This window comes from Pseudoxanthomonas sp. Root65 (genome assembly GCF_001427635.1).
Lineage (GTDB): Bacteria > Pseudomonadota > Gammaproteobacteria > Xanthomonadales > Xanthomonadaceae > Pseudoxanthomonas_A.
The window spans coordinates 532713-557760 of record NZ_LMHA01000002.1 but is presented as its reverse complement, the minus strand read 5'-3'; the positions used below and the strand labels follow the sequence as shown (position 1 = coordinate 557760).

Below are 25048 nucleotides of genomic sequence, written 5' to 3'. Positions count from 1 at the left end.
GTACTCAGTGGGAAGCGGAGGACGCGGCGGCCTGCTGGCGCTGGACGGCGGTGGCGTAGCCACCCGCCCCCCGCTCCAGCGTGCGCGCGACGCGGCCGATGGTGGTCACGCTGACCTGGGTCAGGTCGTGGATCTCGCGGTACGGCACGCCCTTCAGCAGCAGCGGCACCACCCGCCAGCGGTCGGACATGGCTTCGAGCTCGGCCGGGGTGCAGAGGTCTTCGAGGAAGGCCCGCACCTCGTCCGGCCGGTCCAGCGCGGACAGGGCTTCGGACAGCGCCTGCACCGGGCCGGCGGCGGGATCCGCTGCTTCGTGGGGGAAACGGCGCTTCATGCGGAACTCGTGATCCAATGTATTAATGCGCTAGTACATTAATCAGATTGCTGCAAAGCGTCAACCCGTCTGTCTGGATGGCGCCGCCGATTCCGTTGTCCCGGACAGACAGACGGGGGACCGCAATGGACTGGAGCGGACAGGGACGATGAGTACACTGCCAAGGACGCCAGAAGGACCGACCGGAAACCCCGGCGGCCGCGACGGCACCCGGGGGGGACCGGCATGACGGCATCAGGCACTTCGCCATTCGCGCGCCACAGGCTGGCGGGCTTGCTCCTGTTGCTCGCGTGGATTCCCCTGCTGGCCGCCGCCGGTACGCCCGCCCGCATCGCGCCCGACGCCAGCTACCTGCCGCTCGCGCCGCAGACCACCTACCTGCACGACAACGCAGGTGACACGACCGTCGACGGCGCCATGCGCCAGCTGGCCGAGGGCCGCTTCTCGCCGCTGCCGGACGGCGATGCATCTTTCGGCTTCCAGACCGGCGCGTTCTGGTTCCACGTCGGCGTCACCAACGGGAATCCGCGCGAGCAACGCTGGCTGCTGGTGCAGCAGTACGCGCTGAGCGACCGCATCGATGTCTACGCGCGCTATCCGGACGGACGCGTCGTTCACCACGTCGGCGGCGACACGTTCCCGTTCGAGCAACGCAGCATCCGCTACCGCCATCCCAACTTCTGGCTCGACCTGCCGACCGGCGAACAGGTCGACCTGCTGGTCCGCGTGCAGAGCCAGAGCTCGATGCAGGTGCCGCTGTTCCTGTATACGCCCACCGCGTTCGCCGAACTCTCGCGCGACGGCCAGCTGGGCATTGGCATCTACTACGGCATCCTGCTGGCGCTGTTCTTCTACAACCTGGTGCTGTGGCTGGTGCTGCGCGACGGCAGCTATTTCTGGTACCTGTTCCACATCACCGCGTTCGGACTGGTGCTGTTCACCCTCAACGGGCTGGGCTTCGAATACTTCTGGCCGCATTCCACGTGGCTGGCGGACAAGGCGGTACCGCTGTCGGTATGCCTTGCGCAGATCGGCATGCAGCAGTTCTCGCGCACCTTCCTCGACCTCAATACGCGATGGCGATGGGGCGACCGCATCAGCAAGGCGATCATCGCGTTCTTCGTGCTGCTCGGCATCGCCGCCACCCAGCTGCCCTACCACGTGGCCACGCCGATCGCCTCGGCAGCGGTGTTCCCCAGCATCGTCTGGATCGCGGTGGTCGCGCTGGTGGTGGTGCGCAGCGGCTACCGGCCGGCGAAGGTGTTCCTGCTGGCGTGGGCGATGTTCCTGCTGGGCACCGGCATCTTCGTGGCGCTGGCGTTCGGCCTGCTGCCCAAGACCTTCCTGACCGAGTACGGCGTGCAGATCGGCTCGGCGCTGGAGATGCTGCTGCTGTCGGTCGCACTGGGCTACCGCTACGCCGCCCTGCGCAACGAGAACGAACGCATCGTGCGCCAGGCCAAGACCTCGCTGGAGGCGCAAGTCATCGAACGCACGGGCGAACTGCGCCAGGCGATGTCGGAACTGGAGAGCGCGCACCACCGGCTGCGCGAATCCAGCCGCCTGGACGGCCTGACCGACCTCTACAACCGCACGCATTTCCGCGAGGCGTTCGAGCACCTGCTGTCGCAGTCGCGCAATTCGCAGCGGCCGATCTCGCTGCTGATGATCGACCTGGACCACTTCAAGCGCATCAACGACACCTACGGCCACCTGGTCGGCGACGACTGCCTGCGCTGCACGTCCAACACCCTGGCCGAAACCCTCCGGCCGCATGGCGCGCTGCTGGCCCGGTTCGGTGGCGAGGAGTTCATCGCCGCCCTGCCCGGCATGGGCCTGGGCGAAGCCAGCGTGGTGGCCGAGGAACTGCGCCAGGCACTTCGCGCCGCGCCTTGCCGCAGCGGCACGCTGGAGATCGCCGTATCCGCCAGCATCGGCGTGCACTGCGTCGACCTGGACGCCCGCGACAGCCTCGAATCCGCGCTGCAGGTCGCCGACCAGGCGCTGTACGCCGCCAAGGCCGAAGGGCGCGATTGCGTGCGGACGTTGTAGGGCTCGGGATTTCAGGTGTGGGAGCGACGTAAGTCGCGATGGCTTTAAAGCTCGCGACTTACGTCGCTCCCACACCTACCGTCCCTTGCGCTCAGCGGCCGCGCACCGCCGCCAGGATCTCGCCCGACTCCACCAGCCGCACGGCGGTGGCCACTTCGCCATCCAGCGCGCGGTCGCGTTCCAGGAACGGGATCTTCGCGCGGATCGCCGCGTGTGCGGCTGCTACCGCGTGACCGGGATGGAAGGCGTCGCTAGACGCCAGCGCCGCGCGCAGCGCTTCGACTTCCGCCAGGAAAACCTCACGTCCGTCGGCACCCGGCTGCGGGCCACCGGCCACCTTCACCGCCAATCCTTCGGCATCGGTGCGGTCGGACAGCGCACGCGCGGCGTTGATCATGTCGCGGCGCAGATCCAGCGCCTGCGCGGCGGTGTAAAGCTCCAGCGCCAGCACCTTGCCCAGGTCCTGCACCATCGCCAGCACGTGGCGCGCTTCGTTGGCGCCCATCGACACGTGGTCTTCCGCATTCGCGCTGGTCGGCACCGAGAACACGCTGGCCGGGTGCGCGCGGCTGGCCAGGTCGTTGACGATGGCGGCCGCGGTGTACTGCACGATCATGTGGCCCGACTCGGTGCCGTCCTCGTTGCCGATCAGGAACGCCGGCAGGCCGTCGTTGGTGGCCGGATCGACCAGCTTGTTGAGGCGCCGCTCGGAGATCGAGGCGAGCGTGGGAATGGCGGCCTTCACGTAGCTCATCGCCAGCGCCAGCGGCATGCCGTGGAAGTGGCCGGCAGAGATCACCTGCTCCTCGACGTGCGCGGCCTGCTTGTCGGGGAACACCAGCGGATTGTCGGTCACCGCGTTGAGTTCGATCTCCAGCACGCGCCGGGCCTGCTCGACCGCGTCACGCACGGCGCCGTGCACCTGCGGGATGCAGCGCAGCGAGTAGCTGTCCTGCGGCTGGTGCTTCTTTCCGCCGCGGAACGGCATGAAGCGGTCGTAGAACTTCTCGCGGCCGTGGCGCTGGTCGCTCGGCACCCAGTCCCAGCCGATGTCGAAGCGCAGCGCCTGCGCCTCGGCGGTGTCCCAGCTGCGCGGCAGCCACGGGCGGAACTTGGGCACCAGGTGGTAGGGAATGTCGGCCAGCGTGGAGCCGTCCAGCAGCTCGCGCAGGCGCGCGGCCACGTGCACCTGGCCCGGATGCGGGCGCAACGCATGCACTTCCTCGGCGAAGGCGCCCAGGCGGCCGGCGAACGCGTCGATGGTCATCGCGGCGGCCACGTCGGCGGTGTCCAGCAACTGGTCCAGCCGGTAGGTGGCCAGCACGCCCATCGCCAGCATCTGCGCGGTGCCGTTGTTCAGCGCCAGGCCTTCCTTGTACGACAGCGTGACCGGCGACAGGCCGGCGCGCCGCAATGCGTCAGCGCCGGCGATGCGCTCGCCCTGGTAGAACGCCTCGCCACCGCCCAGCAGCACGATGGCCAGGTGCGAAAGCGGCGCCAGGTCGCCGGAAGCGCCGACCGAACCCAGCGACGGCACCACCGGCACGATGCCGGCGTTGAGCATGGCCGCCATGGCCTGCAGCGTCTCCACGCGGATGCCGGAGTGGCCCTTCAGCAGCGTGTTGATGCGGATGCCGAGCATGGCGCGGACGATCTCCGGCGCCATCGGCTCGCCCACGCAGACCGCATGGGTGACGATCAGGTTGTACTGCAGTTCCTCGTGCAGCGAGCGGCCGGACTTCAGCGCGCCCGGCAGTTCATCGCGCAGCGGATGCGCGCCGAGCAGTTTGTCGGCGTTGCTGCCGAAGCCGGTGGACACGCCGTAGATCGGCTCTTCGCGGCGCACCTGTTCGGCCAGGAAGTCGGCGGCACGCGCCACGGCCTTCAGCGCGCCCTTGTCCAGCTCGACGCTGGCACCGAAGGCGATCTCGACCAGCTTGTCGCGGGTGAGCGATGCGCCATCCAGCAGGATCGGTTTCATGTCAGCGCCCCGCCAGTGCGCGGGCCTGTTCCAGCTCCACTCTCAGGCTGCTGGCCAGTTCCTCGCGCGTCACTTCGAACTGCTGCTCGCGTTGCAGGTCCTTGACCGTCACCACGCCGCGCGCGCGTTCGTCCTCGCCCACCAGCACCACGAAGCGGATGCCGGCACGCGAGGCGTACTGGAACTGCTTGGCCAGCTTGCGGCCTTCCATCTGCACTTCGGTGTTGATTCCGGCCGCACGCAGGCGGCGCGCGATGTCGAGCGACTCGGCCAGCTGGCCGTCGTCCATCAGGGCGACCATGGCCTGCACGCTGCTTTCGTCACTGCCGGCGATCAGGCCGGCCTCGCGCAGTTGCCAGAACAGGCGGGTCAGGCCGATCGAGATGCCCACGCCGGGCAGCTTGGACTTGGTGTAGTGGCTGGCCAGGTCTTCGTAGCGGCCGCCGGAGCAGATCGAGCCGATCTGCGGGTAGCCATCCAGCTGGGTTTCGTAGACGGTGCCGGTGTAGTAGTCCAGGCCGCGGGCGATGGAGAAGTTCAGGCAGTACGCGCTTTCGGGCACGCCCAGCGCCTTGACCAGGTCCAGCACTTCGCGCAGTTCGGCGATGCCCTGGTTGAAGGTATCGCTGCCCTGCCCCAGCGCTTCCAGTCGCGCCAGCGCGTCGGCATGGCCGCTGCTGCGCACGGCCACGAAGTCGAGGATGCGGTCCACGCTGTCGGCCGACATGCCGAAGCCTTCGCCGGTCAGCGTCTCGCGCACGTAGTCGGCGCCGCGCTTGTCCAGCTTGTCGACCTCGCGCAGTACCAGCGCCTGCTGCTCGCTGTCGGTGGCGCCCTGTGCCTCGAAGAAGCCGCGCATCAGCTTGCGGTTGTTGAGCTGGATGGTGAAGTCGCCGATTCCCAGTTCGCTGAAGACGGCATGGATGACGGCCAGGATCTCGGCGTCGAAGCGCACGCTCAGCGCGTCCTTGCCGATCACGTCGATGTCGCACTGGTAGAACTCGCGGAAGCGGCCGCGCTGGGCGCGTTCGCCGCGGTAGACGCGCTGGATCTGGTAGCGGCGGAAGGGGAAGGTCAGTTCGTGTTCGTGCTCGGCCACGTAGCGGGCCAGCGGCACGGTCAGGTCGAAGCGCAGGGCCAGTTCGGGCAGGCCTTCGCCTTCCTTGGCCAGGGCGCCGGTGGACTGGACGAAGTAGACCTGCCGTTCGGTCTCGCCGCCGGACTTGGTCAGCAGGGTCTCGGACAGTTCGAAGACGGGGGTTTCCACCGGCAGGAAGCCGAAGCGCTCGTAGTTCCGGCGGATGGTGTCCAGCATGCGCTGGAAGGCGATCTGCTCGCGCGGGAGCAGCTCCATGACGCCAGGCGGGGTACGGGGCTTGATCAAGGGAGACTCCGGCTTTCGTGAACGGCACATTTTACGTGCCCGCCGCAGCCCCCGCAGCTTTTGCGGGGTCCGGCCGGGACGGAAGTCGGGTCCCGCATCGAAGTCTTGCCTCGGCCCGGCGCCTTCACTACAATGTCGCGCTCAGTCGGGGTGTAGCTCAGTCTGGTAGAGCGCTACGTTCGGGACGTAGAGGTCGCAGGTTCGAATCCTGTCTCCCCGACCAATAGATTCAGCGTGTTACGACGAAACCGCCCTAGTGGCGGTTTTTTCATGCCCGCAGGATGCCGAAATTGCACGGATCGCCGCGGAAGCGATGATCCTGCAGGGTCAGGTTCGATTCCTATTTCCGGCACCCAAGCGAATCACCCACGCGGCTTGAGGTTCGACTCCCTCCCTCTCCGCCACGGGGCGTTGCCCCTACCGCTGCTGTGGCAGGCCATAGGTTGGGGTGAGCTTGCGAACCCCAACACCAAGAGATGTCCGCGTACCGACGTTGGGCTTCACTTCGTTCACCCCAACCTATGCGCTACCCACAAGGTTTAATGGGTGTAACGTGCAAGGACGCAGCAATAGGTGCTGCGGCGAATGCACGGGGATGCTATGGGGCCTGGCCGCACGCTGGAAGATAAGGCATGGAAAGTTCTTCGTGACTTTGAGTCAACGGAGCGAGTGAAAACTGCTTACCTAGGATTTCATGGCAGACAGGCCGGAACGGGACAAGCAAGGGAGATTGCATCCCCTTTCTCTCATGGCCGCTCCTATTTCGAGTCTGCTGCGAACGCTGATCCGGCCATTCGCCCTCTACTTCTCTACTACGGGGTGATGAATCTGTCGCGCGGCCTCGTTCTTATGCTGAGCCGAGGTATTCGCGAGTCCGCACTCAAAGCATCCCATGGACTGACTTGCGAGGACTGGGCGAAAGAGCTCAGGCGAGACTCTCCAGACTTCCATTGCCTCAAGGTGAAGGCTTTACAGAATGGAGCATTTATCGAGCTGAGTGAATCCACTGCTCGCTGCACAATGTTGCGAAACAACAGTTCCCTCGTGAACATGGTGTCCCGCGAGCGCGGCTCAGTGAAGGGACACGCCTACTGCGTTGGCGACTTGCTAGCACGTCTTCCACAACTTGAACGCAGCAATATCGCATGGAGGAACACGTCACTTTGCTCATTGTGGTCGCACACAAGCTCTGACGACAAAAAGAGAATGACGGTCTCTATACCTAGAACGCACCGGCCGTTTGTTGACAGAGCCTATTGCGACGCGCTTTTCAAGGGCACGAGCTACTCCTTCATCGGTGAAAACCCTAAAGATTTCTTCTATGAAGGCCCCAATGACACCGGCCAGTTTCCGGGATTCACGGACATGACGGACACTTTGAGTATCGGCCGGCTATGGTTGGTTGCGAGGTATCCAGATGACGTCTGGCTATCAAGGGTTGAGACGCTATTCTCAATCTCGTATGCACTCGGAATGTTGGTGCGCTACTTCCCAGCACAGTGGACCGCGCTACTAAAGGGACACATCCCGGATGCCGCCCTTCCTACGATCATAGAGGCGATAGACCTTGTTTCATGGTTGTACCCGGTAGCTGTTAGCGACTTCCTTTCGAACCATGCGACGCTGGCTAGCGCGAAAGAGAAGACTCCAACAACGGGCGGAACGGGATACGTGTACGCGGAGCAATAGAAAGGACCATCAGCTGGGGTGAGCCACGAACCCCAAGAGCTAAATTGGCCAGCAACTTTTCAGCCCAGCAGGTCCGGATGCCGCACCTGCCCTTCCCCCCGCACCACAAACCGCTCCACCGTCAGCGCTTCCAACCCCATCGGGCCATAGCTATGCAGGCGCGTGGTGGAGATGCCGATCTCCGCCCCCAGCCCCAGCTCACCGCCATCCGAGAACCTCGACGAGGCATTGACCATCACCACGGCTGAGCGCAAGGCGTTGAGGAATTTCTCCGCATGCGCCGCATCGCGGGTGACGATGACCTCGGTGTGGTCTGACGTGTAGCGGCGGATATGGGCGATGGCGGCGTCCAGGTCGTCCACCACGCCGACCGCGATCACCAGATCGAGGAACTCGGCGGCGAAATCCTCGTCCGTCGCGGCGACCGCACCGGGCATCAGCGCCTGCGCATCCGTATCCGCCCGCACCTCGACGCCGCGCGCACGCAGCGCCTCGGCCGCGCGCGGCAGGAACGTCGACGCGATGTCGCGGTGGACCAGCAGCGTCTCCAGCGAATTGCAGGCCGACGGTCGCGACACCTTGCCGTCCAGCAGCAGGGCCAGCGCCAGGTCCTCGTCCGCGCCCGCATCGACGTACTGGTGGCAGACGCCCTTGTAGTGCTTGATGACCGGCACCCGCGCGTGTTCGGCAACGAAGCGGATCAGCCCCTCGCCCCCGCGCGGGATCACCAGGTCGACGATGTCGCTGAGCTGGATCAGCTCCAGGATGGTCTCGCGGCGCAGGTCCTCGACCAGCGTCAGCACCGCGTCGGGCAGGCCCGCCTCGCGCAGCGCACGCTTCAAGGCCGCTGCGATGGCGGTGTTGGAATGGATCGCCTCCGACCCGCCGCGCAGGATCACCGCGTTGCCGGCCTTCAGGCACAGTGCCGCCGCATCGGCGGTGACGTTCGGCCGCGCCTCGTAGATCATCGCGATCACGCCCAGCGGCACGCGCACGCGTTCGACGTGGATGCCGTTGGGACGGTCGTAGGCGCGGGTCACCTGCCGCACCGGATCGGGCAGATCCGCCACCTCGCGCACGGCGGCCGCGATGCCGTGCAGACGCGCCACATCCAGCCGCAGGCGGTCCAGCATGGCAGTGCCGATGCCTTTCGCTGCCGCCGCTTCCAGATCACGCGCATTGGCCGCCAGGATCGCGGCTTCGTCGGCCAGCAGCGCATCGGCCATCGCGCGCAGCAGGGTGTTCTTCGCTTCCGTCGGCAAGGATGCGATGGCGGTGGCCGCGTCGCGGCATTGCAGCGCCAGCGTCGTGATTTCGGTCATGCGAACTCCTTGCCCAGCATCGTCACAGCAGCACCAGATCGTCGCGATGGACGACGTTCTCGCCGTAGGTGTAACCAAGGATGGCTTCGATCTCGCGCGAATGGCGGCGTGCGATGCGGCGGATGTCGACCGCCGAATACTGGCTGACGCCGCAGGCGATGCGACGGTCGCCCGCCGCGTCGCGCAGCACCAGCTCGACCATGTCGCCGCGACGGAAATCGCCCTCGGCGGTCGTCACGCCGCCCGGCAGCAGCGAGGCGCCCTTCTGCCCCATCGCATTCGCCGCGCCGACATCGACCACGATGGCCCCGGACTCCACCGGCACGTTGCGCAGCCAGTACTTGCGCGCGGCCAGCCGGTTCTGCGCGGGACGGAACCGCGTGCCCAGCAACGCGCCGCGCGACAGCGCCGACACGGTGGTGGCCTGCGTGCCGTTGAACAGGAAGGTCTCGATGCCGGCCGCCGCCGCCTTGGCCGCCGCTTCCAGCTTGGTATGCATGCCGCCGGTGCCGACGCCGCTGCCGGCACCGCCGGCCATGGCGAAGAACTCGGGGGTCAGCGCTTCCACGTCGAGAATCGGCTGCGCGTCCACATGCGTGCGCGGGTTGGCGGTGTAGAAGCCGTCGATGTCGGTGGCGATGAACAGCGCATCGGCATCGATCAGCGCCGCGACCACGGCGGCGAGATTGTCGTTGTCGCCGAGCTTGAGCTCGTCGACCGACACGGTGTCGTTCTCGTTGACCACCGGCAGGGCGCCGAGTGCCAGCAGTTCCTGCAGCGTGGCGCGCGCGTTGAGGTAACGGCGGCGGTTGCGCAGGTCGTCATGCGTCAGCAGGACCTGCGCGACGGGACGGTCGAAGAAGCGCTGCCACAGCGCGATCAGCTGCGCCTGGCCCAACGCTGCCAGCGCCTGCCGTTCGGCCATCGCCACACCGGCCTGCGGCTTGCGGTGCAGCAGGCCGCGACCCGCCGCGACCGCGCCCGACGAGACGATGACCACTTCCCTGCCCGCCGCGATGCTGGACGACACGAACTGCGCCAGGTTCAGCGCATGCCGCGGACTGAGACCTTCGCCGTCGGCTGCCAGCAGGCTGCTGCCGACCTTCAGCACGGCGCGTCGCCAGGCCGGCAACGGGTGTTCGGTGAACGGCAGCGGCGTGGCGTGGGTCATCGGATCAGCTCAGCGGGTGTTCCATTCGTAAACCGTCAGTTGCGACGTCCCGGTCAGCGCGAGGGGATCGCGTGCGGCGATCGCCTCCGCTTCGTCCAGCGAGGCGACATTGATCAGCACGTAAGCACCGCCGCTCCTGTCGCTGAAGCCGCCCGTCATCTCCAGCCGCCCGGCAGCCCGCAGTTCGTCGAGGAAGCCGATGTGCGGGGCGATGACGGCCTCATCGAAACCCGGGCGCCGCATCGCCATGACCAGATAGCGCGTCACAGCGCACTCCAGCGTGCGAGCAGTTCGTCCAGGCGCAGGTCGGCGGCCGCACCGGGCGACACGCGTGCGGCGAGGCTGCCTTCGGGCGTGCGACCCTGCCCCGCACTGTCGGCAGACGCGGCGGCGGCCTTGTAGGCCTCGCGGAACGGCACGCCGGCGACCGCAGCTTCCACGGCGACGTCGGTGGCGTACATGCCGGAATCGATCGCGGCCCGCAGCTTGTCTTCACGCCATTCCAGGTTGGCCAGCAGCGCGGGCAGCAGTTCCAGCGCCGGCAAGCCGCGGCCGAAGCCGTGGAAGATGGCGCCCTTGCTGGCCTGCAGGTCGCGGTGGTAGCCGGACGGCAGCGACAGCAGCTGTTCGATCTCGCTGCGTGCGGCCGACACGCTGGCGTGGGTGGCGCGCATCAGCTCGATGACATCGGGATTGCGCTTGTTCGGCATGATGGAACTGCCGGTGGTGTACTGCGCCGGCAGTGCGACGAAGCCGAATTCCGCGCTGGTGAACAGCGACAGGTCCCAGGCGATGCGGCGCAGGTCGAGCGTGGCGCCGCCCAGCGCTTCCAGCGCGGCCATCTCGAACTTGCCGCGCGAGAGCTGCGCGTAGATCGGACTGACCTGCATGCGCGCAAAGCCGAGCGCGGCAGTGGTGTGTTCGCGGTCCAGCTTCAGGTTGACGCCGTAGCCGGCGGCAGTGCCGAGCGGATTGGCATCGACCAGCGCCAGCGTGTCGCGCGCGCGGATCGCGTTGTCGAGGAAGGCTTCGGCCCAGCCGGCCCACCACATGCCCGCCGACGACACGACGGCGCGCTGGATATGCGTGTAGCCGGGAAGCGGCAGGTCGCGTTCAGCCTGCGCGCGGTCCAGCGCGACCTTGGCGATCTCGCGCGACAGCGTGGCCACGCGCGCCAGCTTTTCCTTCAGCCACAGGCGCGTGGCGACGAGGATCTGGTCGTTGCGGCTGCGGCCGGTGTGGATCTTGCGGCCGGCATCGCCCAGCCGCTCGGTCAGCCGCGCCTCGATGGCGGAGTGGCCATCCTCGAAGCGTTCATCAAGGATGAAGTCGCCGCGACGGAAGTCGTCCGCCAGGGTGTCGAGTTCGCGCTTCAAGCCCGTCAGTTCGTCGCCGGACAGGATGCCGATGCGCTGCAGGCCTTCCGCGTGCGCGGCGCTGGCCTGGATGTCGTGCAGGAAGAACTCGCGGTCCAGCAGCACGTCGTCACCGGCGAGGAAACGCTGGATCTCCGCGTCCACCGCCACGCCGGGTTTCTGCCACAACAGGTCGCTCATGCCACCATCTCCTGCGGAATGCTGTCCAGTTCGTTGAACCCGAACGCCAGGTTGAGGTTCTGCATCGCCTGCGTGGCCGCACCCTTGAGCAGGTTGTCGAGCGTGGCCACCACCACCAGCCGCTTGCCGCCGGGCGCCAGGGTGAAGCCGCCGATCTCCACGCCATGCCGGCCGGCGATGCGGCTGACCCAGGGCGCCTCGTCGAGGATGCGGATCAGCGGCTCGTCCGCGTAGCGCTGGCGATACAGCGCACGGACGTCATCGACCGTCATCGCCTGCTGCAACCACAGGTTGACCGTCATGGTGATGCCGCGGAAGTGCGGTGCGACATGCGGCATGAATTCCACCGGCAGGCCGAGCTGCCGGCTGACCTCGCGCTCGTGCATGTGGTCGGTCAGCGCGTACGGCATCAGGTTGTCGCGCAGCAGCTCGGTGTTGTTCTTGTCCGAGGGCGTGGTGCCGGCGCCGGAATAGCCCGACACGCCGAAGCACTGCGGCGGTCCGGCCAGACGGTCGCGCAGCGGCGCGATGGCCAGCTGCATGGCGGTGGCATAGCAGCCGGGATTGCTGATGCGCTTCTGCCCCGCGTACGTCTGCCGGGTCAGCTCGGGCAGGCCGTAGTACCAGCGCTCATCGAAGCGGAAGTCCGCCGACAGGTCGACGACGACCGCGTCCGGCGCCTGCGCGTCGATGGCGGCGACCAGTTGCGCCGCCTTGCCATTGGGCAGCGCCAGGATCACCGCGTCCGCGCCCTTGCCGCCGACCTGCTCGTGGCTGAGGTTCTCGTAGCGCAGTTCGCCGCTGAAACCGGGGATGTGGTCGCTGACCCGCTGCCCGTCCAGCTCGCGCGAGGACACGAAGGCCAGCGCGAGATGCGGATGGTGGGCGATCAGGCGGATCAGCTCCGCGCCGGTGTGGCCGCGGGCGCCGACGATGCCGACGGTCTTCTTGCTGCTCATGGGGAATCCTGTTCGTGCTGCGCCAGCCGGGCCTGCAGGTTGCGTTTCACCGCGGGCCACTCGCTGTCGATGATGGAAAAGACGACGGTATCGCGCGGCGAACCGTCGGCGTGGCGCTTGTGGTTGCGCAGCACGCCGTCCTGCTTGGCGCCCAGCCGGGCGATGGCCGCGCGCGAGCGCTGGTTGAACCAGCTGGTCTCGAACACCACGCTGATGCAGCCCAGTGTCTCGAACGCGTGGGCGAGCAGCAACAGCTTGGTCTCGGTGTTGACGCCGGTCCGCTGCACCTCGGGCGCATACCAGGTGTAGCCGATACTGAGCTTGGGCACGTCCGCTTCCAGCCCGTAGTAGCGCGTGCTGCCGACGACGCGGCCGCTGGCATCACGCACGACGAACGGCAGTACGCGACCGTCGGCCTGCGCCGCGAGCACGACCTCGACGTAGGCCTCCGCATCCGCCGCCTTCGGCACCTGCGTGAACCACAGCGTGGCCAGGGCGTCGCCGGCCAAGGCGGCGCGCAGGCACTGGATGTGCTCGCGCGACATCGGCTCCAGGCGCGCGTGGCGCCCGGTCAGGACGGGAACCTGCTGCCAGGCGGCGGGAAGCGATGGGTTCGTCATGTCAGTCCTTCAGTGTCGGCAAGCGCGTGCGGCAATGCGCCACGCAGCGCTCGATGTCGCCGAAGTCCTCGATGCCGTACCAGAACACCTTCCACTTCTCCTGCTTGTAGCAGCCGTCGGACTCGGCGTAGTAGAAGATGTTGACCTGGTTGTTGTGGCGCGAGCGCCAGAACAGCTGCGGGTTCTCCTCGCGCATCACGTGCCAGACCGCACGACCCAGGCCTTCGCCCTGCGCATCGTCCAGCACCGCGAATTTGTCGAGATAGGCGAAGCCTTCCTCCTGCGTCAGGATCAGCGCGGTGCGGTAGTTCTCGCTGATGTAGACGCGGTAGGGCGTGGTGCGCTCGAAGTAGTCCGGCAGCAGCGTGCGGCCGAAGCTGGATTCGATCAGCGTCTTCAGGCGCGGCAGGTCCACGCCTTCCCAGCCGCCCTCGAAACGCAGTACCCGCTCGCCGCGACGCACCAGCGTGCCCGAGCCGCGATGGGTGAACAGCTCCTTGGCCAGTTCGGCCGGCTTGGTGATGGACACCGACGAGGTCAGCGGCAACCGGTCCAGCAGGTCCTTGATCTGCTCGATCTTCACCCGCATGCCGCCGTTGATCCACGGCTGCGCCATCAGCTCGTCGTATTCGGTGGACAGGTTGATCGAATCGATCACGCGCCCCTCCGCATCCAGCAGGCCACCGGTGCCGGTCAGGAAGATGATCTTGTACGGCTGCAGTACCTGCACCAGTTCGTTGGCGGCGAAGTCGGCGTTGATGTTGAGGATCTGGCCGCCCACGGTTTCGCCCATGCTGGCGATCACCGGGATGGAACCGGCCTTCATGCTGGCCTCGATCGGGGCCTGGTTGATGCGGGTGACGTCGCCGACCAGGCCGTAAGTCGCCTGGTCCTTGTATTCGGCCTCGAATACGCCCGACACGATGGACGTCGCGCGCGCACCGACCTGCTGCAGCGCTTCCACCAGCGCCAAGTTCTGTTGCAGGAACACCTTGCGCACGATCGCCAGCACCTCCGGCGTGGTCACGCGCAGGCCGTTGACGGTCTGCTTGGTGATCCCGGCGGCCGTCATTTCCTCATCCAGCTGTGGACCGGCACCGTGCACGACGATCGGCGTCAGGCCGACTTCCTGCAGGAAGGTCAGCGAGGACGTCAGTGCCTCCAGGTCGTCGCGCAGCACCGCGCCGCCGACCTTCACCACCGCGAAGCGCTTCGCGTCCAGTTGCGAGAAACGCTTGACGTACTGGGAGATCTCCTTCGCACTGGCCATGCTGGACAGCAGGCGGATGATGGTCTGGCGGGTTTGCTTGTTCGATTCCATGTCTTCTTGCTTTGTAGGGCGGGCCTTGGCCCGCCACCTCTTCGGGTTGCGCACGGCGGGCCAAGGCCCGCCCTACGGGGTTACTGGAGAATCCTTGCCACGCTATCGGCGTAACGCTGCAACTGTTCGAGCGACACCCACTCGTCCGCCGTATGCGCCTGGGCGATGTCGCCCGGCCCGTAGACGAAGGCGGTGAGGCCCGCGGCCGAGAACAGCGAGGCCTCGGTCCAGAAATCCACCGCGTTGCCGATCGTCAAGCCGAGTTCGTCGGCCAGGTCGCGCGCGGCGAGGCGGCGCTCCTCGGCGCGGGCGACATCGCCCGATGGCAGCGACGGGCCGCGGAAGGTCTCTTCGTACTCGGCCAGCGCATCGGCGTTGGCGAACCCGCGGAACGTGGCGTGCAACTGGTCCATGTCCTGCGACGGCAGCGGCCGGAAGCCGAAGCGGACTTCCGCGCTCGGGGCGATCATGTTCGCCTTGATGCCGCCTTCGACCCGACCGATGTTGAAGCGCAGGCCGGTCAGCCCGCCGAAGCGCAGGTGATGCTGGTCCTGCACGAAATCCAGCACGGTCGTGCCCCAGCGCATGGCGTTGTGCAGCGCGCTGAGCGACAGCGCGTTCTCGGCCGAGGCATGTCCCGCCTGTCCAGTGAATGCCATGCGGACGGCGCTGATGCCTCGGTGTGCGAGCACGGCTTCGCAGCGCGTCGGTTCGGCGATGATGGCTTCGCCGAAGCCGTGGTCGCGGGCGAGGAACGCGGCGATGCAGCGCGCATCGTTCGCTTCCTCGTCGGTGGTGAACAGGAACGCTGCGTCCCCCTGCGTCACCTGCGCGGCCGCGACCAGCGCTGCCGCCGCACCCTTGATGTCGCAGGCCCCCAGGCCGATGGCGCGATCGCCTTCGACACGCAGCACATGCGGGCTGGCGCTCCAGGCCGGCGACGACGGCACCGTGTCCAGGTGCACGTTGAACACCCGCTTCGGCTGGCCCCGCACGGCGAAGAATGACACCGCGCCCGCGCCGTGGTCGGTCACTTCGATGCGGAAGTCCGGCAGCTGCGCGCGCAGGTAGTCGAAGATCCCATCGGTGCCGATATCGCGCGGGGGATTGCGGGTGTCGAAGGACACCAGTTTTTCGAGGTGTTGGAGAACTGATGGCAACATGGTGGGTATCCGTGGACCGTCGTCGTTTCAGACGTCATCCCGGCGAACGCCGGGATCCATTCTGCTCTTGCCTCTGAAGCATTCGAGGCAGAATCAATTTGGATTCCAGCTTGCGCTGGAATGACGGCAGGGCTTTTCCTGAAGACTCAGCGATTGATCTCGGCCCACAGGGTCGAGCTCATGCCGAACAGCTTGATGAAGCCTTCCGCTTCCTCCACGCCCCAGTCTGCCGACTGCGCATAGGTCGCGCCCTTGGCGTTGAGGATGTGCGGCGACGTCACCGCCACCGCATCGACGCGACCACCACGGGTCTCCAGCACCACCTCGCCGTTGACGGTGGCCTGAGAGGACTGCAGGAAGGCCTCCAGGTCCGCCTTCAGCGGATCGTGGTAGAAGCCTTCGTACACCAGCTCCACCCACTTGCGCGCGACCTCCGGCTTGAAGCGGTTCTGCTGTTTGGTCAGCACGGTCTCTTCCAGCGCGCGGTGCGCGGCCAGCAGCGACACCAGGCCCGGCGCCTCGAACACGATGCGGCCCTTCAGGCCGATCACGGTGTCGCCGGTATACACGCCACGACCGACTCCGTAAGGCGCGAACAGCGCATTCAACTTGGCCAGCAGCGCGGCCCCGGCGACGGGTTGGCCGTCCAGGCTAACCGCTTCACCGTGCTTGAAACCGATCGTCACCCGCAGCGGTGCTTCGGGCCACTCGGCACGCGGTGCGCACCAGCCACGTGCGCCTTCGCCCGGCGCGGACCACGTGTCGATCTCGCCGCCGGACATGGTCAGGCCCAGCAGGTTCTCGTTGATGGTGTAGCTCTTCTGCTTGGCGCGCACGCCGAAGCCGCGCTCTTCCAGGTAGGCCTGTTCGTACGCGCGGGTCTGCGTGTGTTCCTTCTGGATCTCGCGGATCGGCGCCACGATCCGGTAGTCGCCGCTGGCCTTCACCGCCAGGTCGAAGCGCACCTGGTCGTTGCCCATGCCGGTGCAGCCGTGCGCGATGGCATTGGTGCCCAGTTCGGCGGCGCGCTTCAGTGCCGCATCGACGATCAGGTAGCGGTCGGACACCAGCAACGGATACTGGCCCTGGTAACCCTCGCCCGCCCACACGAACGGCTTGACGAAGCCGTCCCAGATGGCGGGACCGCCATCGACGGTGACGTGGCTGGCCACGCCCAGCTCGGCGGCGCGCTGCTCGATGAAGGCGCGCTCTTCGGCATCCACCCCGCCGGTGTCGGCGAACACGGTATGCACGTTCCAGCCGCGTTCCTTCAGATAGGGCACGCAGAAGCTGGTGTCGAGGCCGCCAGAGAAGGCGAGGACGATGTCTTTGGAGTCGTTCATGGGTGTGGGAGGAGTGAGTGGAGAGGAGTGAGGAGTGAGGAGAAGCGGGATCGCGGGGGGAGTGGCGGGCGAGCGCTTTCGCTCACTCCTCACTCCTCTCCGCTCACTGCTGCATCAGGGCGGCCATGATCGCCTTCTGCACATGCAAGCGGTTCTCGGCTTCGTCGATGGCGATGCACTGCGGCGAATCCATCACGCCGTCGGTGGCCTTGACGTTGCGGCGCAGCGGCAGGCAGTGGCTGAAGACGCCGTTGTTGGTCAGCGCCATCTTCCGCTCGTCGACGATGAAGTGCTTGTACTGGTCGCGGATCGGCTTTTCCGGCTCCCAGTTGCCGAAGAACGGCAGCGCGCCCCAGCTCTTGGCGTACACCACGTCGGCGCCGGCATAGGCGCTGTCGATGTCGTGGCTCACCTGCAGCGAACCGCCGCTCTCGGCCACGTTCTGTTCGGCCCAGCCCATGTAGCGCTCGTCCAGCACGTAGTCCGGCGTGGGGCACAGCAGGGTCACGTCCATGCCAAGGCGCGTGGCGATGGTCAGCGCCGAGTTGGCCACGGCGGTATTGAGCGGCTTGGGGTGATAGGTCCAGGTGAGCACGTACTTCTTGCCGCGCAGGTCCTGGGTACCGAAGTGCTCCTGCAGCGCCAGCGCATGCGCCAGTTCCTGGCAGGGATGGGTGATGGTTTCCATGTTGATCACCGGCACCGGCGAATACTTGGCGAACGACGTGAGCACGATGTCCTCGCGGTCGTAGGTCCAGTCGACGAACTTCGGGAACGCACGCACGCCGATCAGGTCGACGTAGCGGCCCAGCACCTTCGCCACTTCGGCGATGTGCTCTTCGGTGTCGCCGTCCATCACCGTGCCCAGGTTGAACTCGATCGGCCACGCGTCCTTGCCCGGCTGCAGCACTACCGCATGGCCGCCCAGCTGGAACGCGCCCAGCTCGAAGCTGGTGCGGGTGCGCATGGACGGATTGAAGAACACCAGGGCGATGGACTTGCCTTTCAGCGCATCGCCCAGCTTGTGCTGCTTGTAGAGGGCGGCCTGCGTCAGCAGCGCGTCGAGGTCGCTGCGGCTCCAGTCCTGCGTGTTCAAGAAGTGCTTCATTACGGCATCCTGGTGTCGGGAATGTGGCAAACGGGCTTCAGAAACGAAAAAACCCAGCCTCTGGCTGGGTTCCGGCGAACAGGCGAAAACGTCCGGGCTACCCAGCTAGATGCAGGATTCCGGTCGACGCGCACGCGAGGTCATGCTCGAGGCCTGCGAGGCCGCGCTGTCTGCATGGGCGTGTGCGTTCATCTTCATGGGCGCGAATGCTCGCATGTGCTGCGGCGCAGCGCAAGGATGGATTCGGTTGCGTGTGCAACCAGGCACGGAATCAGGGGCCGCTGGCGGTGGACTGGGCGGGCGCCACGTAGGGCACCACGGAGATGCGGATGCGCAGGCGGTTGCCGGGGTCTTCGGCCAGGCGCGAACGGTACTTCACGCCCTTGTAGATGTAGTCCACGTCGTAGGCAATGGGGCGCTGGAATTCGCGCTCGATCGGCACCACGCGGCAGTTGACCTTGACCGGGGGCAGCGTCACCGGGGGCGCCCGCTCCGGCTCGGCGTCACCGCCGAACCAGCCGCGGACCGAGTCGACCATCCGGCTCCAGCGGCTTTCGTCCTGCTCCGGCGGCTGCGCCTCGGGCGTGGCGGCGGGCACTTCGTCGCAGCGCTGCTCGGTGCGCGTGGCGCGCAGGGTCTGGTAGACCGGCTCGACACCCAGCACCTGCGCATAGTCCAGGCGCACGTTTTCCGTCGGGATCACCCGCTCCTGCGCCACGGCGGGCGCGGTGAGCAGAAGACAGGACAGGAAAAGGGTGGTGCGGAGGCGGAGCATGTGGCCTGCGAGCGGTATCCAGGGGCCTCAGTGTAGGGATCGCGCCTTGAGTGGGGCTGAACATCGCCGCCGGATGCGCCGCAGGGCCCCTGCGCGCGGCGGTGGCGTTAGAATTCCCGTGCTCTCTCCTGCCCTGTCCCCATGACCCTGCGCCTGCACAACAACCTCACCCGTCGGGTCGAGGATTTCCAACCGCTTGGCCCGATCCCGAACATGTACGTCTGCGGGCCCACCGTCTACAACTACGTTCACATCGGCAATGCCCGCGGGCCGGTCGTGTTCGGCGTGCTGGCGGCCCTGCTGCGCCGCCGTTTCGGCCAGCTGCGCTACGCCCGCAACATCACCGACGTGGACGACAAGATCAACGCGGCGGCCAAGGAGCTGGGGGTGCCGATTTCGGCCATCACCGACCGCTATGCCGCCGCCTACCGCGACGACATGGCCGGCCTGGGCGTCACCGGCGAGTTCGCGCCGGACATCGAACCGGCCGCCACCGCGCATATCCCGCACATCATCGCGATGATCGAACAGCTGATCGCCGGCGGCCATGCGTATGCCGCCGAAGGCCACGTGCTGTTCGCGGTGGGCAGCTTTGCCGAATACGGCAAGCTGTCGGGCCGCGACCCGGAGGAAATGCTCGCCGGTGCGCGGGTGGAAGTGGCGCCATACAAGCGCGATCCGGGCGATTTCGTGCTGTGGAAGCCCTCCACCCCGGATCTGCCGGGCTGGGAGTCGCCCTGGGGCATCGGTCGTCCGGGTTGGCATATCGAATGCTCGGCGATGGCCGCGGCCCACCTGGGCGAAACCATCGACCTCCATGCCGGCGGCGTGGACCTGCAGTTCCCGCATCACGAGAACGAAGTGGCGCAGAGCGAGTGCGCACACAAGCATGCCGACGGTTCGCACAAGCCGTTCGCGCGCTTCTGGCTGCACAACGGCATGCTCAACTTCGGCGGCGCCAAGATGAGCAAGTCGCTGGGCAACATCGAGAAGGTGCACGACCTGCTGCAGCGGCATCCGCCGGAAGCGCTGCGCTACGCCCTGCTGTCCGCGCACTACCGGCAGCCGCTGGACTGGTCCGAGGCGCTGGTCGAGCAGTCGAAGAACACGCTGGACCGGCTGTACGGCACGCTGCGTGACCTGGGCGATGTCGATGGCCCCGCGGTGACGCCGCCGGCGATCGAGGACGCGCTGGACGACGATCTCAACACGCCCTTGGCGCTGGCCGAGGTGGCGCGCATCGCCGCCGAAGCGCGCAAGGCCAGCGGCGACGCGGAGAAGCAGCGATTGAAATCGGAACTGCTCGGCGCCGGTCGCGTGCTCGGCCTGCTGCAGCAGGATCCGGCCGAGTGGTTCGGCCGTGGCACCTCGACCGACGACGATGCGCGTATCCAGGCACTGATCGACGAGCGTGCGGCCGCCAAGACGTCCCGCGACTTCGCCCGTTCCGATGCCATCCGCGACCAGCTGGCGGCCGAAGGCATCCTGCTGGAAGACACGCCGCAGGGCGTGCGCTGGAAGCGGGCGTGAGCTGCTGCTCCCTTCTCCCTGCGGGAGAAGGTGGCGCGCAGCGCCGGATGAGGGTGTGGCGAGATCTGGATGCCGGCACCACACGGACTTCGCCGTACCCTCTCCCCGACCCCTCTCCCGACGGGAGAGGGGCTTCTGAACCAGACTTGCTCACCCCATGACCGACACGATCTTCCCGCTCGAACCCACCGCTGCCGAGGCGCAGGCGGCAATCAAGGACGAATTCGCCTTCTTCGGCGACTGGTCCGAACGCTACCAGTACCTGATCGATCTGGGCCGCAAGCTGCCGCCGTTTCCCGAGGAATGGAAGCGCGAGGAGCACCGCCTGCTCGGCTGCCAGTCGATGGTCTGGATCGTGCCCGCGGGCGACGCGGCGAAGCTGGATTTCCATGCGGTCAGTGATTCGGCGATCGTCTCCGGACTGATCTTCCTCGCCTTGCGCGTCTACGCGGGACGTTCTGCCGCGGAGATCCTGGCCACCTCGCCCGACTACATCGCCGACATCGGCCTGGCCAAGCATCTCTCGCCCACCCGCAGCAACGGCCTGGCCTCACTGCTGGCCTTCATCCGCGAGACGGCCGCGAACGCGAAGTGAGCGGAACCGGTACACCTTCCGCGTTCTCGCTGCTGCGCAACCGTGGCTATGCGGCGGTACTGGCGTACCGCATCTGCGCGCTGCTGTCGTACCAGATCGTCGCGGTTACCGTCGGCTGGCATATCTACGAACTGACCCGCGATCCGTTCTCGCTGGGCCTGGTGGGCCTGGCGGAAGTGCTGCCCTTCTTCTGCGTGGCGCCGTTCGCCGGCTACCTCGTCGATCACCTCCCACGGCGGCGCGTGGGCATCATCGCCTGCGCGGCGCTGGCGACCACGGCAGCGATCCTGGTCGCCGTCGCCGCCGGACGGTTGCCGTTCCACGGCACATGGCCGATCTACGCCGCCATCGCGCTGACCGGGATGGCGCGCTCCTTCCTCGGTCCGGTCTACAACGCGTTGTTCGCGAAGGTGCTGCCGCGCGAGGACTTCGTACGGGCGGCGGGGCTGGGCAGCGTAATCTTCCAGGCGGCGCTGGTCACCGGCCCCGCGCTGGGCGGCCTGCTGGTGGGTTTCGGTGGCAAGACGCTGTCGTACGCGATGGCGGTGGTGTTCGCGCTGATGGCGGCCATCGTGCTGGCGCGCCTGCGCGTGGAAGAGCCGGGACCGCCGGCGGTCAGCCTGCCGGTGTTCGCCAGCATCGCGCAGGGTGCGCGCTTCGTGCTGGGTAACCAGATCATGCTGGGCGCAATGGCGCTGGACATGTTCTCGGTGCTGCTGGGCGGCGTGGTGGCGATGCTGCCGGCCTTCATCCACGACATCCTGCATTACGGCCCGGAAGGCCTCGGCATCCTGCGCGCGATGCCGGCAGCCGGTTCTGTCTGCGTGGGGCTGTGGCTGGCCCGCCATCCTCTGCAGCAACACGCCGGACGCGTGCTGCTGTTCGCCGTGGCGGGCTTCGGCCTGGCCGTCATCGCCTTCGGCCTGTCGCGCAGTTTCTGGCTGTCGGCGGGAATCCTGCTGTTCTACGGCATGTGCGACGGCGTCTCGGTGGTGGTCCGCTCGACCATCCTGCAGCTGTCCACGCCCGACGATATGCGCGGGCGCGTGTCGTCGATCAACGGTATCTTCGTCAGTTCGTCGAACGAACTGGGTGCGTTCTACGCCGGCACGATGGCGCGCCTGCTGGGACTGGTGCCGGCGGTGATCGTGGGCGGTTTCGCGATCCTGGCGGTGGCCGGCGTGACCGCCTGGAAAGCGCCGCGGCTGCGGCGGCTGGACCTGCGCGAACTGCAGTAGCGGATCCGGTCGCCCACGAAAAAGCCCCGCCGGAGCGGGGCTTTTCGTTTGCGGAAGAGGCCGGGCTCAGTCACCCTGCTGCTTCTGCAGGTGCTCCCAGCGCTCCTGCGCGTCGATGGTGCGCTCGGCGGTGAGGCGCGCCTCCAGGCGATCGAGGCCGATCTCTTCGCCGGTATCGACGCAGTAGCCGTAATCGCCCGCGTCCAGCCGCTTGAGCGTGCTGTCGATCTTGCCGATCAGCTTGCGGTAGCGGTCGCGGGTACGCAGCTCCAGCGAGTTCTCGGTCTCGCGGGTCGCACGCTCGGCCTCGTCGCCGATGTCGCGGACTTCGTCCTTGAGGTTCTCGATGGTCTGCTTGGATTCCTCGACCAGGTCGCCACGCCATTGCAGCAGGCGCTGGCGGAAGTACTCGAGCTGGAGGGTGCTCATGTACTCCTCGTCGGGTGAGGGCTTGTAGCCGGTCGGCACGATCGGACGACCGGTGGCTTCATCGGTCTTGTAGGGCACTTCTTTCACCTTGCCGCGCACGACCGGCGCGGAAGGCCGGGCCGCCACGGCGACCGCAACCTTCCCCACGGGACGGGCGACGGCGGGACGGGGGCTGAGGGGCGCTTCGACGGCAGCAGCGGTTTTGGCGTTCTTGGTATTCGTTTTCGGGACTGGCACAGGCTTCGGGGGGGACGGAACCTTGGCGGCGGGCGCCGGGGCCGGGGCAGCCGCCTTCGCGGCGGTCACAGGCACGGGAGTCTTGGTCGCAGCCGCGGTGGGGGCGGACTTTGCCGGAGCCGGCTTTGCAGCAGGCTTCGGTGCGGGGGTGGGAGCGGGCTTTGCGGACTTGGCCGGTGCCTTCGCCGGAGCCGCCTTGGCGGCGGGCGCCTTGGTGGCCGGCGCGGGCGCAGGTTTCTTGACGACTGCGGGCTTGGTTACCTTGGCGACCGCCTTCTTGACCGGCACTGCCTTCTTGGCCGCAGGCTTGGCCACGGGCTTCTTCGCCGGGGCCGCCTTCTTGGCCGGAGCGGCCTTCTTGGCAGCCGGTTTCTTGGCGACAGGCTTGGGGGCCGCTTTCTTCGCGACCGGCTTGGGGGCCGGCTTCTTGGCGACAGCCTTCTTCACGACAGGCTTCTTGGCGACGGTCTGAGCGGGTTTCTTGGCGGCCTTGGCGGCCTTCTTCGCAGGTTTCTTTGCAGCCACGAACAGCGCTTCCTTGTTCTTCCCGAGCATCGGGAAAGCGCGCTTTTATAGCCTACCCAGCGGGCAGCGGCAACCCGACGCGGTATCATCGGGCCATGCTCGCCCGCCTGCTCATCCTGCTGCTGAAGGGCTACAAGCGCTTCATCAGTCCTATGCTAGGGCCGCGCTGCCGCTTCGTCCCGTCGTGCTCGGAGTACGCCATGGAGGCGATCGGCCGCTTCGGCCCGGTCAAGGGCGGCTGGCTGGCGCTTCGCCGGATCGGCCGCTGCCATCCCCTGCACCCCGGCGGATACGATCCGGTGCCGCCCTGCGGCCACGCGCACCCCTCCCCTTCTTGCCCCTCCAGGAACCCCTGATGCCCGCCACCGTCATCGTCAACGCCCGTCTGGTCAATGAAGGCCGCGTCACCGAAGGTGACCTGCGCATCGAGGACGGCCGCATCGCCCGCATCGCCGCCGAGATCCGGCCGCAGGGCGACGACCTCGTGATCGACGCCGCCGGTCGGCTGCTGCTGCCGGGGATGATCGACGACCAGGTGCATTTCCGCGAACCGGGCATGCCGCACAAGGGCGACATGGCGACCGAGTCGGCGGCGGCCGTGGCCGGTGGCCTGACCACCTTCATGGACATGCCCAACACCAGCCCGCCCACGCTCGACGCCGCTGCGCTGGAAGACAAGTACCAGCGCGCCAAGGGCCGCGCCTGGGGCAACTACGGCTTCTACATGGGCGCCAGCAACGACAACCTGGAGGCGATCCGCACGCTGGACCCGAAGACCGCGCCGGGGATCAAGGTGTTCATGGGCGCCTCCACCGGCAACATGCTGGTCGACAATCCGGACACGCTGGACGCGATCTTCCGCGAAGCGCCCACGCCCATCATCACCCACTGCGAAGACACGCCGACCATCGACGCCAACCTGGCGGCGTTCCAGGCGAAGTACGGCGACGCCCTGTCGGCCGAACACCACCCCGACATCCGCAGCCGCGAGGCCTGCATCAAGTCCACCCGGCTGGCGATGTCGCTGGCGCGCAAGCACGGCACACGCCTGCATGTGCTGCACATCTCCACCGCCGACGAACTGGCGCTGTTCACCCCCGGCCCGCTGGTGCACGCGGATGGCGCGCGCAAGCAGATCACCGCCGAAACCTGCATCCACTTCCTGCGCTTCGACCGCGCCGACTACGCCGCACTCGGCAACCTGATCAAGTGCAACCCGGCCATCAAGGACGCCAGCGACCGCGAGGTGCTGATCCGTGCGCTGGTGGACGACGTGATCGACGTGCTGGCGACCGACCACGCGCCGCACACGCTGGAAGAGAAGGAAAAGCCCTACGTGCAGGCGCCCTCCGGCCTGCCGCTGGTGCAGTACGCGCTGGTCGCCGCACTGGAACTGGTGCACGAAGGACGTATGGACGTGACCCGCGTGGTGCAGAAGTTCGCCCATGCGCCGGCGCAGCTGTTCGACGTGAAGGAGCGCGGCTACCTGCGCGAAGGCTACTTCGCCGATCTGGTGCTGATCGACGATGAGCCGCTCACCGTGAAGCGCGAGGACGTGCTGTCCAAGGTCGGCTGGTCGCCGTTCGAAGGCCGTACGTTCCGCTCTCGGATCGGCGCCACCTGGGTCAATGGCCGCATGGTCTGGAATGGCGAACACCTGGTCGGCACCCCCAATGGGCAGCGCCTGGAGTTCGCACGTTGAAGCTGGTGGTGGCG

The 25048-nt window shown here is 67.1% G+C and carries 22 protein-coding genes and 1 tRNA gene; 8 read left to right on the top strand and 15 right to left on the bottom strand.

Translation table 11 applies throughout. From position 1 onward, the window contains the following. Positions 1 to 4: 4 nt before the first annotated feature. A complete protein-coding gene (locus ASD77_RS13150) occupies positions 5 to 334 on the bottom strand; it encodes a YerC/YecD family TrpR-related protein (protein ID WP_055942446.1) in 330 nt (109 codons plus the stop codon). Positions 335 to 607: 273 nt separating this feature from the next. Here ASD77_RS13150 and ASD77_RS13145 point away from each other — a divergent pair, with 273 nt between their 5' ends. Then, the gene (locus ASD77_RS13145; RefSeq protein WP_055942443.1) at positions 608 to 2386 is read left to right on the top strand and encodes a diguanylate cyclase; all 1779 of its coding nucleotides are present in this window, start codon (positions 608 to 610) and stop codon (positions 2384 to 2386) included. Positions 2387 to 2477: 91 nt separating this feature from the next. Here ASD77_RS13145 and ASD77_RS13140 read toward each other — a convergent pair whose 3' ends face one another. After that, on the bottom strand, positions 2478 to 4367 hold the full coding sequence (locus tag ASD77_RS13140; RefSeq protein ID WP_055942440.1) for an aromatic amino acid ammonia-lyase: 1890 nt from the start codon (positions 4365 to 4367) through the stop codon (positions 2478 to 2480). Position 4368: 1 nt separating this feature from the next. Further along, entirely contained in the window at positions 4369 to 5751 is a 1383-nt protein-coding gene (gene hisS, locus ASD77_RS13135; protein ID WP_055942437.1) for a histidine--tRNA ligase, read from the bottom strand. Between the two features lie 146 nt (positions 5752 to 5897). Here hisS and ASD77_RS13130 point away from each other — a divergent pair. Then, a tRNA-Pro gene (locus tag ASD77_RS13130) sits at positions 5898 to 5974 on the top strand. A gap of 446 nt (positions 5975 to 6420) precedes the next feature. Further along, positions 6421 to 7440 (top strand): YaaC family protein, encoded by a 1020-nt coding sequence (locus ASD77_RS17820; protein WP_235578536.1) that lies wholly within the window; start codon positions 6421 to 6423, stop codon positions 7438 to 7440. 59 nt (positions 7441 to 7499) lie between these two features. Here ASD77_RS17820 and ASD77_RS13125 read toward each other — a convergent pair whose 3' ends face one another. The 11 genes from ASD77_RS13125 to ASD77_RS13075 form a co-directional block, all read right to left on the bottom strand. Continuing rightward, positions 7500 to 8762, bottom strand: coding sequence for a glutamate-5-semialdehyde dehydrogenase (locus ASD77_RS13125; protein WP_055942434.1), 1263 nt, complete (start codon positions 8760 to 8762; stop codon positions 7500 to 7502). A 22-nt stretch (positions 8763 to 8784) separates the two neighbouring features. Next, a complete protein-coding gene (proB, locus tag ASD77_RS13120; RefSeq protein ID WP_055942431.1) occupies positions 8785 to 9933 on the bottom strand; it encodes a glutamate 5-kinase in 1149 nt (382 codons plus the stop codon). Positions 9934 to 9942: 9 nt separating this feature from the next. Further along, positions 9943 to 10182, bottom strand: a complete 240-nt coding sequence (locus ASD77_RS13115) for a YciI family protein (RefSeq protein WP_082563339.1) — start codon at positions 10180 to 10182, stop codon at positions 9943 to 9945. 14 nt (positions 10183 to 10196) lie between these two features. Continuing rightward, positions 10197 to 11489, bottom strand: a complete 1293-nt coding sequence (gene argH, locus ASD77_RS13110) for an argininosuccinate lyase (RefSeq protein WP_055942424.1) — start codon at positions 11487 to 11489, stop codon at positions 10197 to 10199. Then, positions 11486 to 12448, bottom strand: a complete 963-nt coding sequence (gene argC, locus ASD77_RS13105) for an N-acetyl-gamma-glutamyl-phosphate reductase (RefSeq protein WP_055942420.1) — start codon at positions 12446 to 12448, stop codon at positions 11486 to 11488. Before argC ends, argH begins: the two co-directional genes overlap by 4 nt. Then, positions 12445 to 13068 carry a GNAT family protein gene (locus ASD77_RS13100; protein WP_055942417.1) on the bottom strand — a complete coding sequence of 208 codons (624 nt, stop codon included), beginning with the start codon at positions 13066 to 13068 and terminating at the stop codon, positions 12445 to 12447. The genes argC and ASD77_RS13100 overlap by 4 nt, the downstream gene beginning before the upstream one ends. Before the next feature lies 1 nt (position 13069). Next, positions 13070 to 14389, bottom strand: coding sequence for an acetylglutamate kinase (locus tag ASD77_RS13095; protein WP_055942414.1), 1320 nt, complete (start codon positions 14387 to 14389; stop codon positions 13070 to 13072). 80 nt (positions 14390 to 14469) lie between these two features. Continuing rightward, positions 14470 to 15561: an acetylornithine deacetylase gene (locus ASD77_RS13090; protein ID WP_156383631.1), complete on the bottom strand. Its 1092-nt coding sequence runs from the start codon at positions 15559 to 15561 to the stop codon at positions 14470 to 14472. Positions 15562 to 15698: 137 nt separating this feature from the next. After that, on the bottom strand, positions 15699 to 16895 hold the full coding sequence (locus ASD77_RS13085) for an argininosuccinate synthase (protein WP_055942407.1): 1197 nt from the start codon (positions 16893 to 16895) through the stop codon (positions 15699 to 15701). A gap of 103 nt (positions 16896 to 16998) precedes the next feature. Next, positions 16999 to 18003, bottom strand: a complete 1005-nt coding sequence (locus tag ASD77_RS13080; protein WP_055942403.1) for an N-acetylornithine carbamoyltransferase — start codon at positions 18001 to 18003, stop codon at positions 16999 to 17001. 271 nt (positions 18004 to 18274) lie between these two features. After that, positions 18275 to 18778 carry a hypothetical protein gene (locus ASD77_RS13075; protein ID WP_055942401.1) on the bottom strand — a complete coding sequence of 168 codons (504 nt, stop codon included), beginning with the start codon at positions 18776 to 18778 and terminating at the stop codon, positions 18275 to 18277. A gap of 141 nt (positions 18779 to 18919) precedes the next feature. Here ASD77_RS13075 and cysS point away from each other — a divergent pair, with 141 nt between their 5' ends. From cysS to ASD77_RS13060, 3 genes are all read left to right on the top strand, one after another. Beyond that, entirely contained in the window at positions 18920 to 20308 is a 1389-nt protein-coding gene (cysS, locus tag ASD77_RS13070; protein ID WP_055942398.1) for a cysteine--tRNA ligase, read from the top strand. A gap of 157 nt (positions 20309 to 20465) precedes the next feature. After that, a complete protein-coding gene (locus ASD77_RS13065) occupies positions 20466 to 20903 on the top strand; it encodes a SufE family protein (protein WP_055942394.1) in 438 nt (145 codons plus the stop codon). After that, the gene (locus ASD77_RS13060) at positions 20900 to 22141 is read left to right on the top strand and encodes an MFS transporter (RefSeq protein ID WP_055942391.1); all 1242 of its coding nucleotides are present in this window, start codon (positions 20900 to 20902) and stop codon (positions 22139 to 22141) included. The genes ASD77_RS13065 and ASD77_RS13060 overlap by 4 nt, the downstream gene beginning before the upstream one ends. 66 nt (positions 22142 to 22207) lie before the next feature. Here the strand turns inward: ASD77_RS13060 and dksA are convergent, their stop codons facing one another. Beyond that, positions 22208 to 23332, bottom strand: coding sequence for an RNA polymerase-binding protein DksA (gene dksA, locus ASD77_RS17815; RefSeq protein ID WP_082563338.1), 1125 nt, complete (start codon positions 23330 to 23332; stop codon positions 22208 to 22210). A gap of 95 nt (positions 23333 to 23427) precedes the next feature. Between dksA and yidD the strand changes: the two genes are divergently transcribed. Next, positions 23428 to 23688: a membrane protein insertion efficiency factor YidD gene (gene yidD / locus ASD77_RS13045; protein WP_055942384.1), complete on the top strand. Its 261-nt coding sequence runs from the start codon at positions 23428 to 23430 to the stop codon at positions 23686 to 23688. Continuing rightward, the gene (locus ASD77_RS13040) at positions 23688 to 25034 is read left to right on the top strand and encodes a dihydroorotase (RefSeq protein ID WP_055942383.1); all 1347 of its coding nucleotides are present in this window, start codon (positions 23688 to 23690) and stop codon (positions 25032 to 25034) included. The genes yidD and ASD77_RS13040 overlap by 1 nt, the downstream gene beginning before the upstream one ends. Positions 25035 to 25048 lie beyond the last annotated feature (14 nt).

Excerpts from the sequence above, each read along its gene's own strand:
- ASD77_RS13065 (WP_055942394.1), top strand. The coding sequence starts at position 20,466 with ATGACCGACACGATCTTCCCGCTCGAACCCACCGCTGCCGAGGCGCAG.
- ASD77_RS13080 (WP_055942403.1), bottom strand. The coding sequence starts at position 18,003 with ATGAAGCACTTCTTGAACACGCAGGACTGGAGCCGCAGCGACCTCGAC.
- ASD77_RS13125 (WP_055942434.1), bottom strand. The coding sequence starts at position 8,762 with ATGACCGAAATCACGACGCTGGCGCTGCAATGCCGCGACGCGGCCACC.
- ASD77_RS13085 (WP_055942407.1), bottom strand. The coding sequence starts at position 16,895 with ATGAACGACTCCAAAGACATCGTCCTCGCCTTCTCTGGCGGCCTCGAC.
- argH (WP_055942424.1), bottom strand. The coding sequence starts at position 11,489 with ATGAGCGACCTGTTGTGGCAGAAACCCGGCGTGGCGGTGGACGCGGAG.
- ASD77_RS13100 (WP_055942417.1), bottom strand. The coding sequence starts at position 13,068 with ATGACGAACCCATCGCTTCCCGCCGCCTGGCAGCAGGTTCCCGTCCTG.
- ASD77_RS13095 (WP_055942414.1), bottom strand. The coding sequence starts at position 14,389 with ATGGAATCGAACAAGCAAACCCGCCAGACCATCATCCGCCTGCTGTCC.
- yidD (WP_055942384.1), top strand. The coding sequence starts at position 23,428 with ATGCTCGCCCGCCTGCTCATCCTGCTGCTGAAGGGCTACAAGCGCTTC.
- ASD77_RS13115 (WP_082563339.1), bottom strand. The coding sequence starts at position 10,182 with ATGGCGATGCGGCGCCCGGGTTTCGATGAGGCCGTCATCGCCCCGCAC.
- ASD77_RS13040 (WP_055942383.1), top strand. The coding sequence starts at position 23,688 with ATGCCCGCCACCGTCATCGTCAACGCCCGTCTGGTCAATGAAGGCCGC.
- ASD77_RS13075 (WP_055942401.1), bottom strand. The coding sequence starts at position 18,778 with ATGCTCCGCCTCCGCACCACCCTTTTCCTGTCCTGTCTTCTGCTCACC.
- argC (WP_055942420.1), bottom strand. The coding sequence starts at position 12,448 with ATGAGCAGCAAGAAGACCGTCGGCATCGTCGGCGCCCGCGGCCACACC.
- cysS (WP_055942398.1), top strand. The coding sequence starts at position 18,920 with ATGACCCTGCGCCTGCACAACAACCTCACCCGTCGGGTCGAGGATTTC.
- proB (WP_055942431.1), bottom strand. The coding sequence starts at position 9,933 with ATGACCCACGCCACGCCGCTGCCGTTCACCGAACACCCGTTGCCGGCC.
- ASD77_RS13140 (WP_055942440.1), bottom strand. The coding sequence starts at position 4,367 with ATGAAACCGATCCTGCTGGATGGCGCATCGCTCACCCGCGACAAGCTG.
- ASD77_RS13150 (WP_055942446.1), bottom strand. The coding sequence starts at position 334 with ATGAAGCGCCGTTTCCCCCACGAAGCAGCGGATCCCGCCGCCGGCCCG.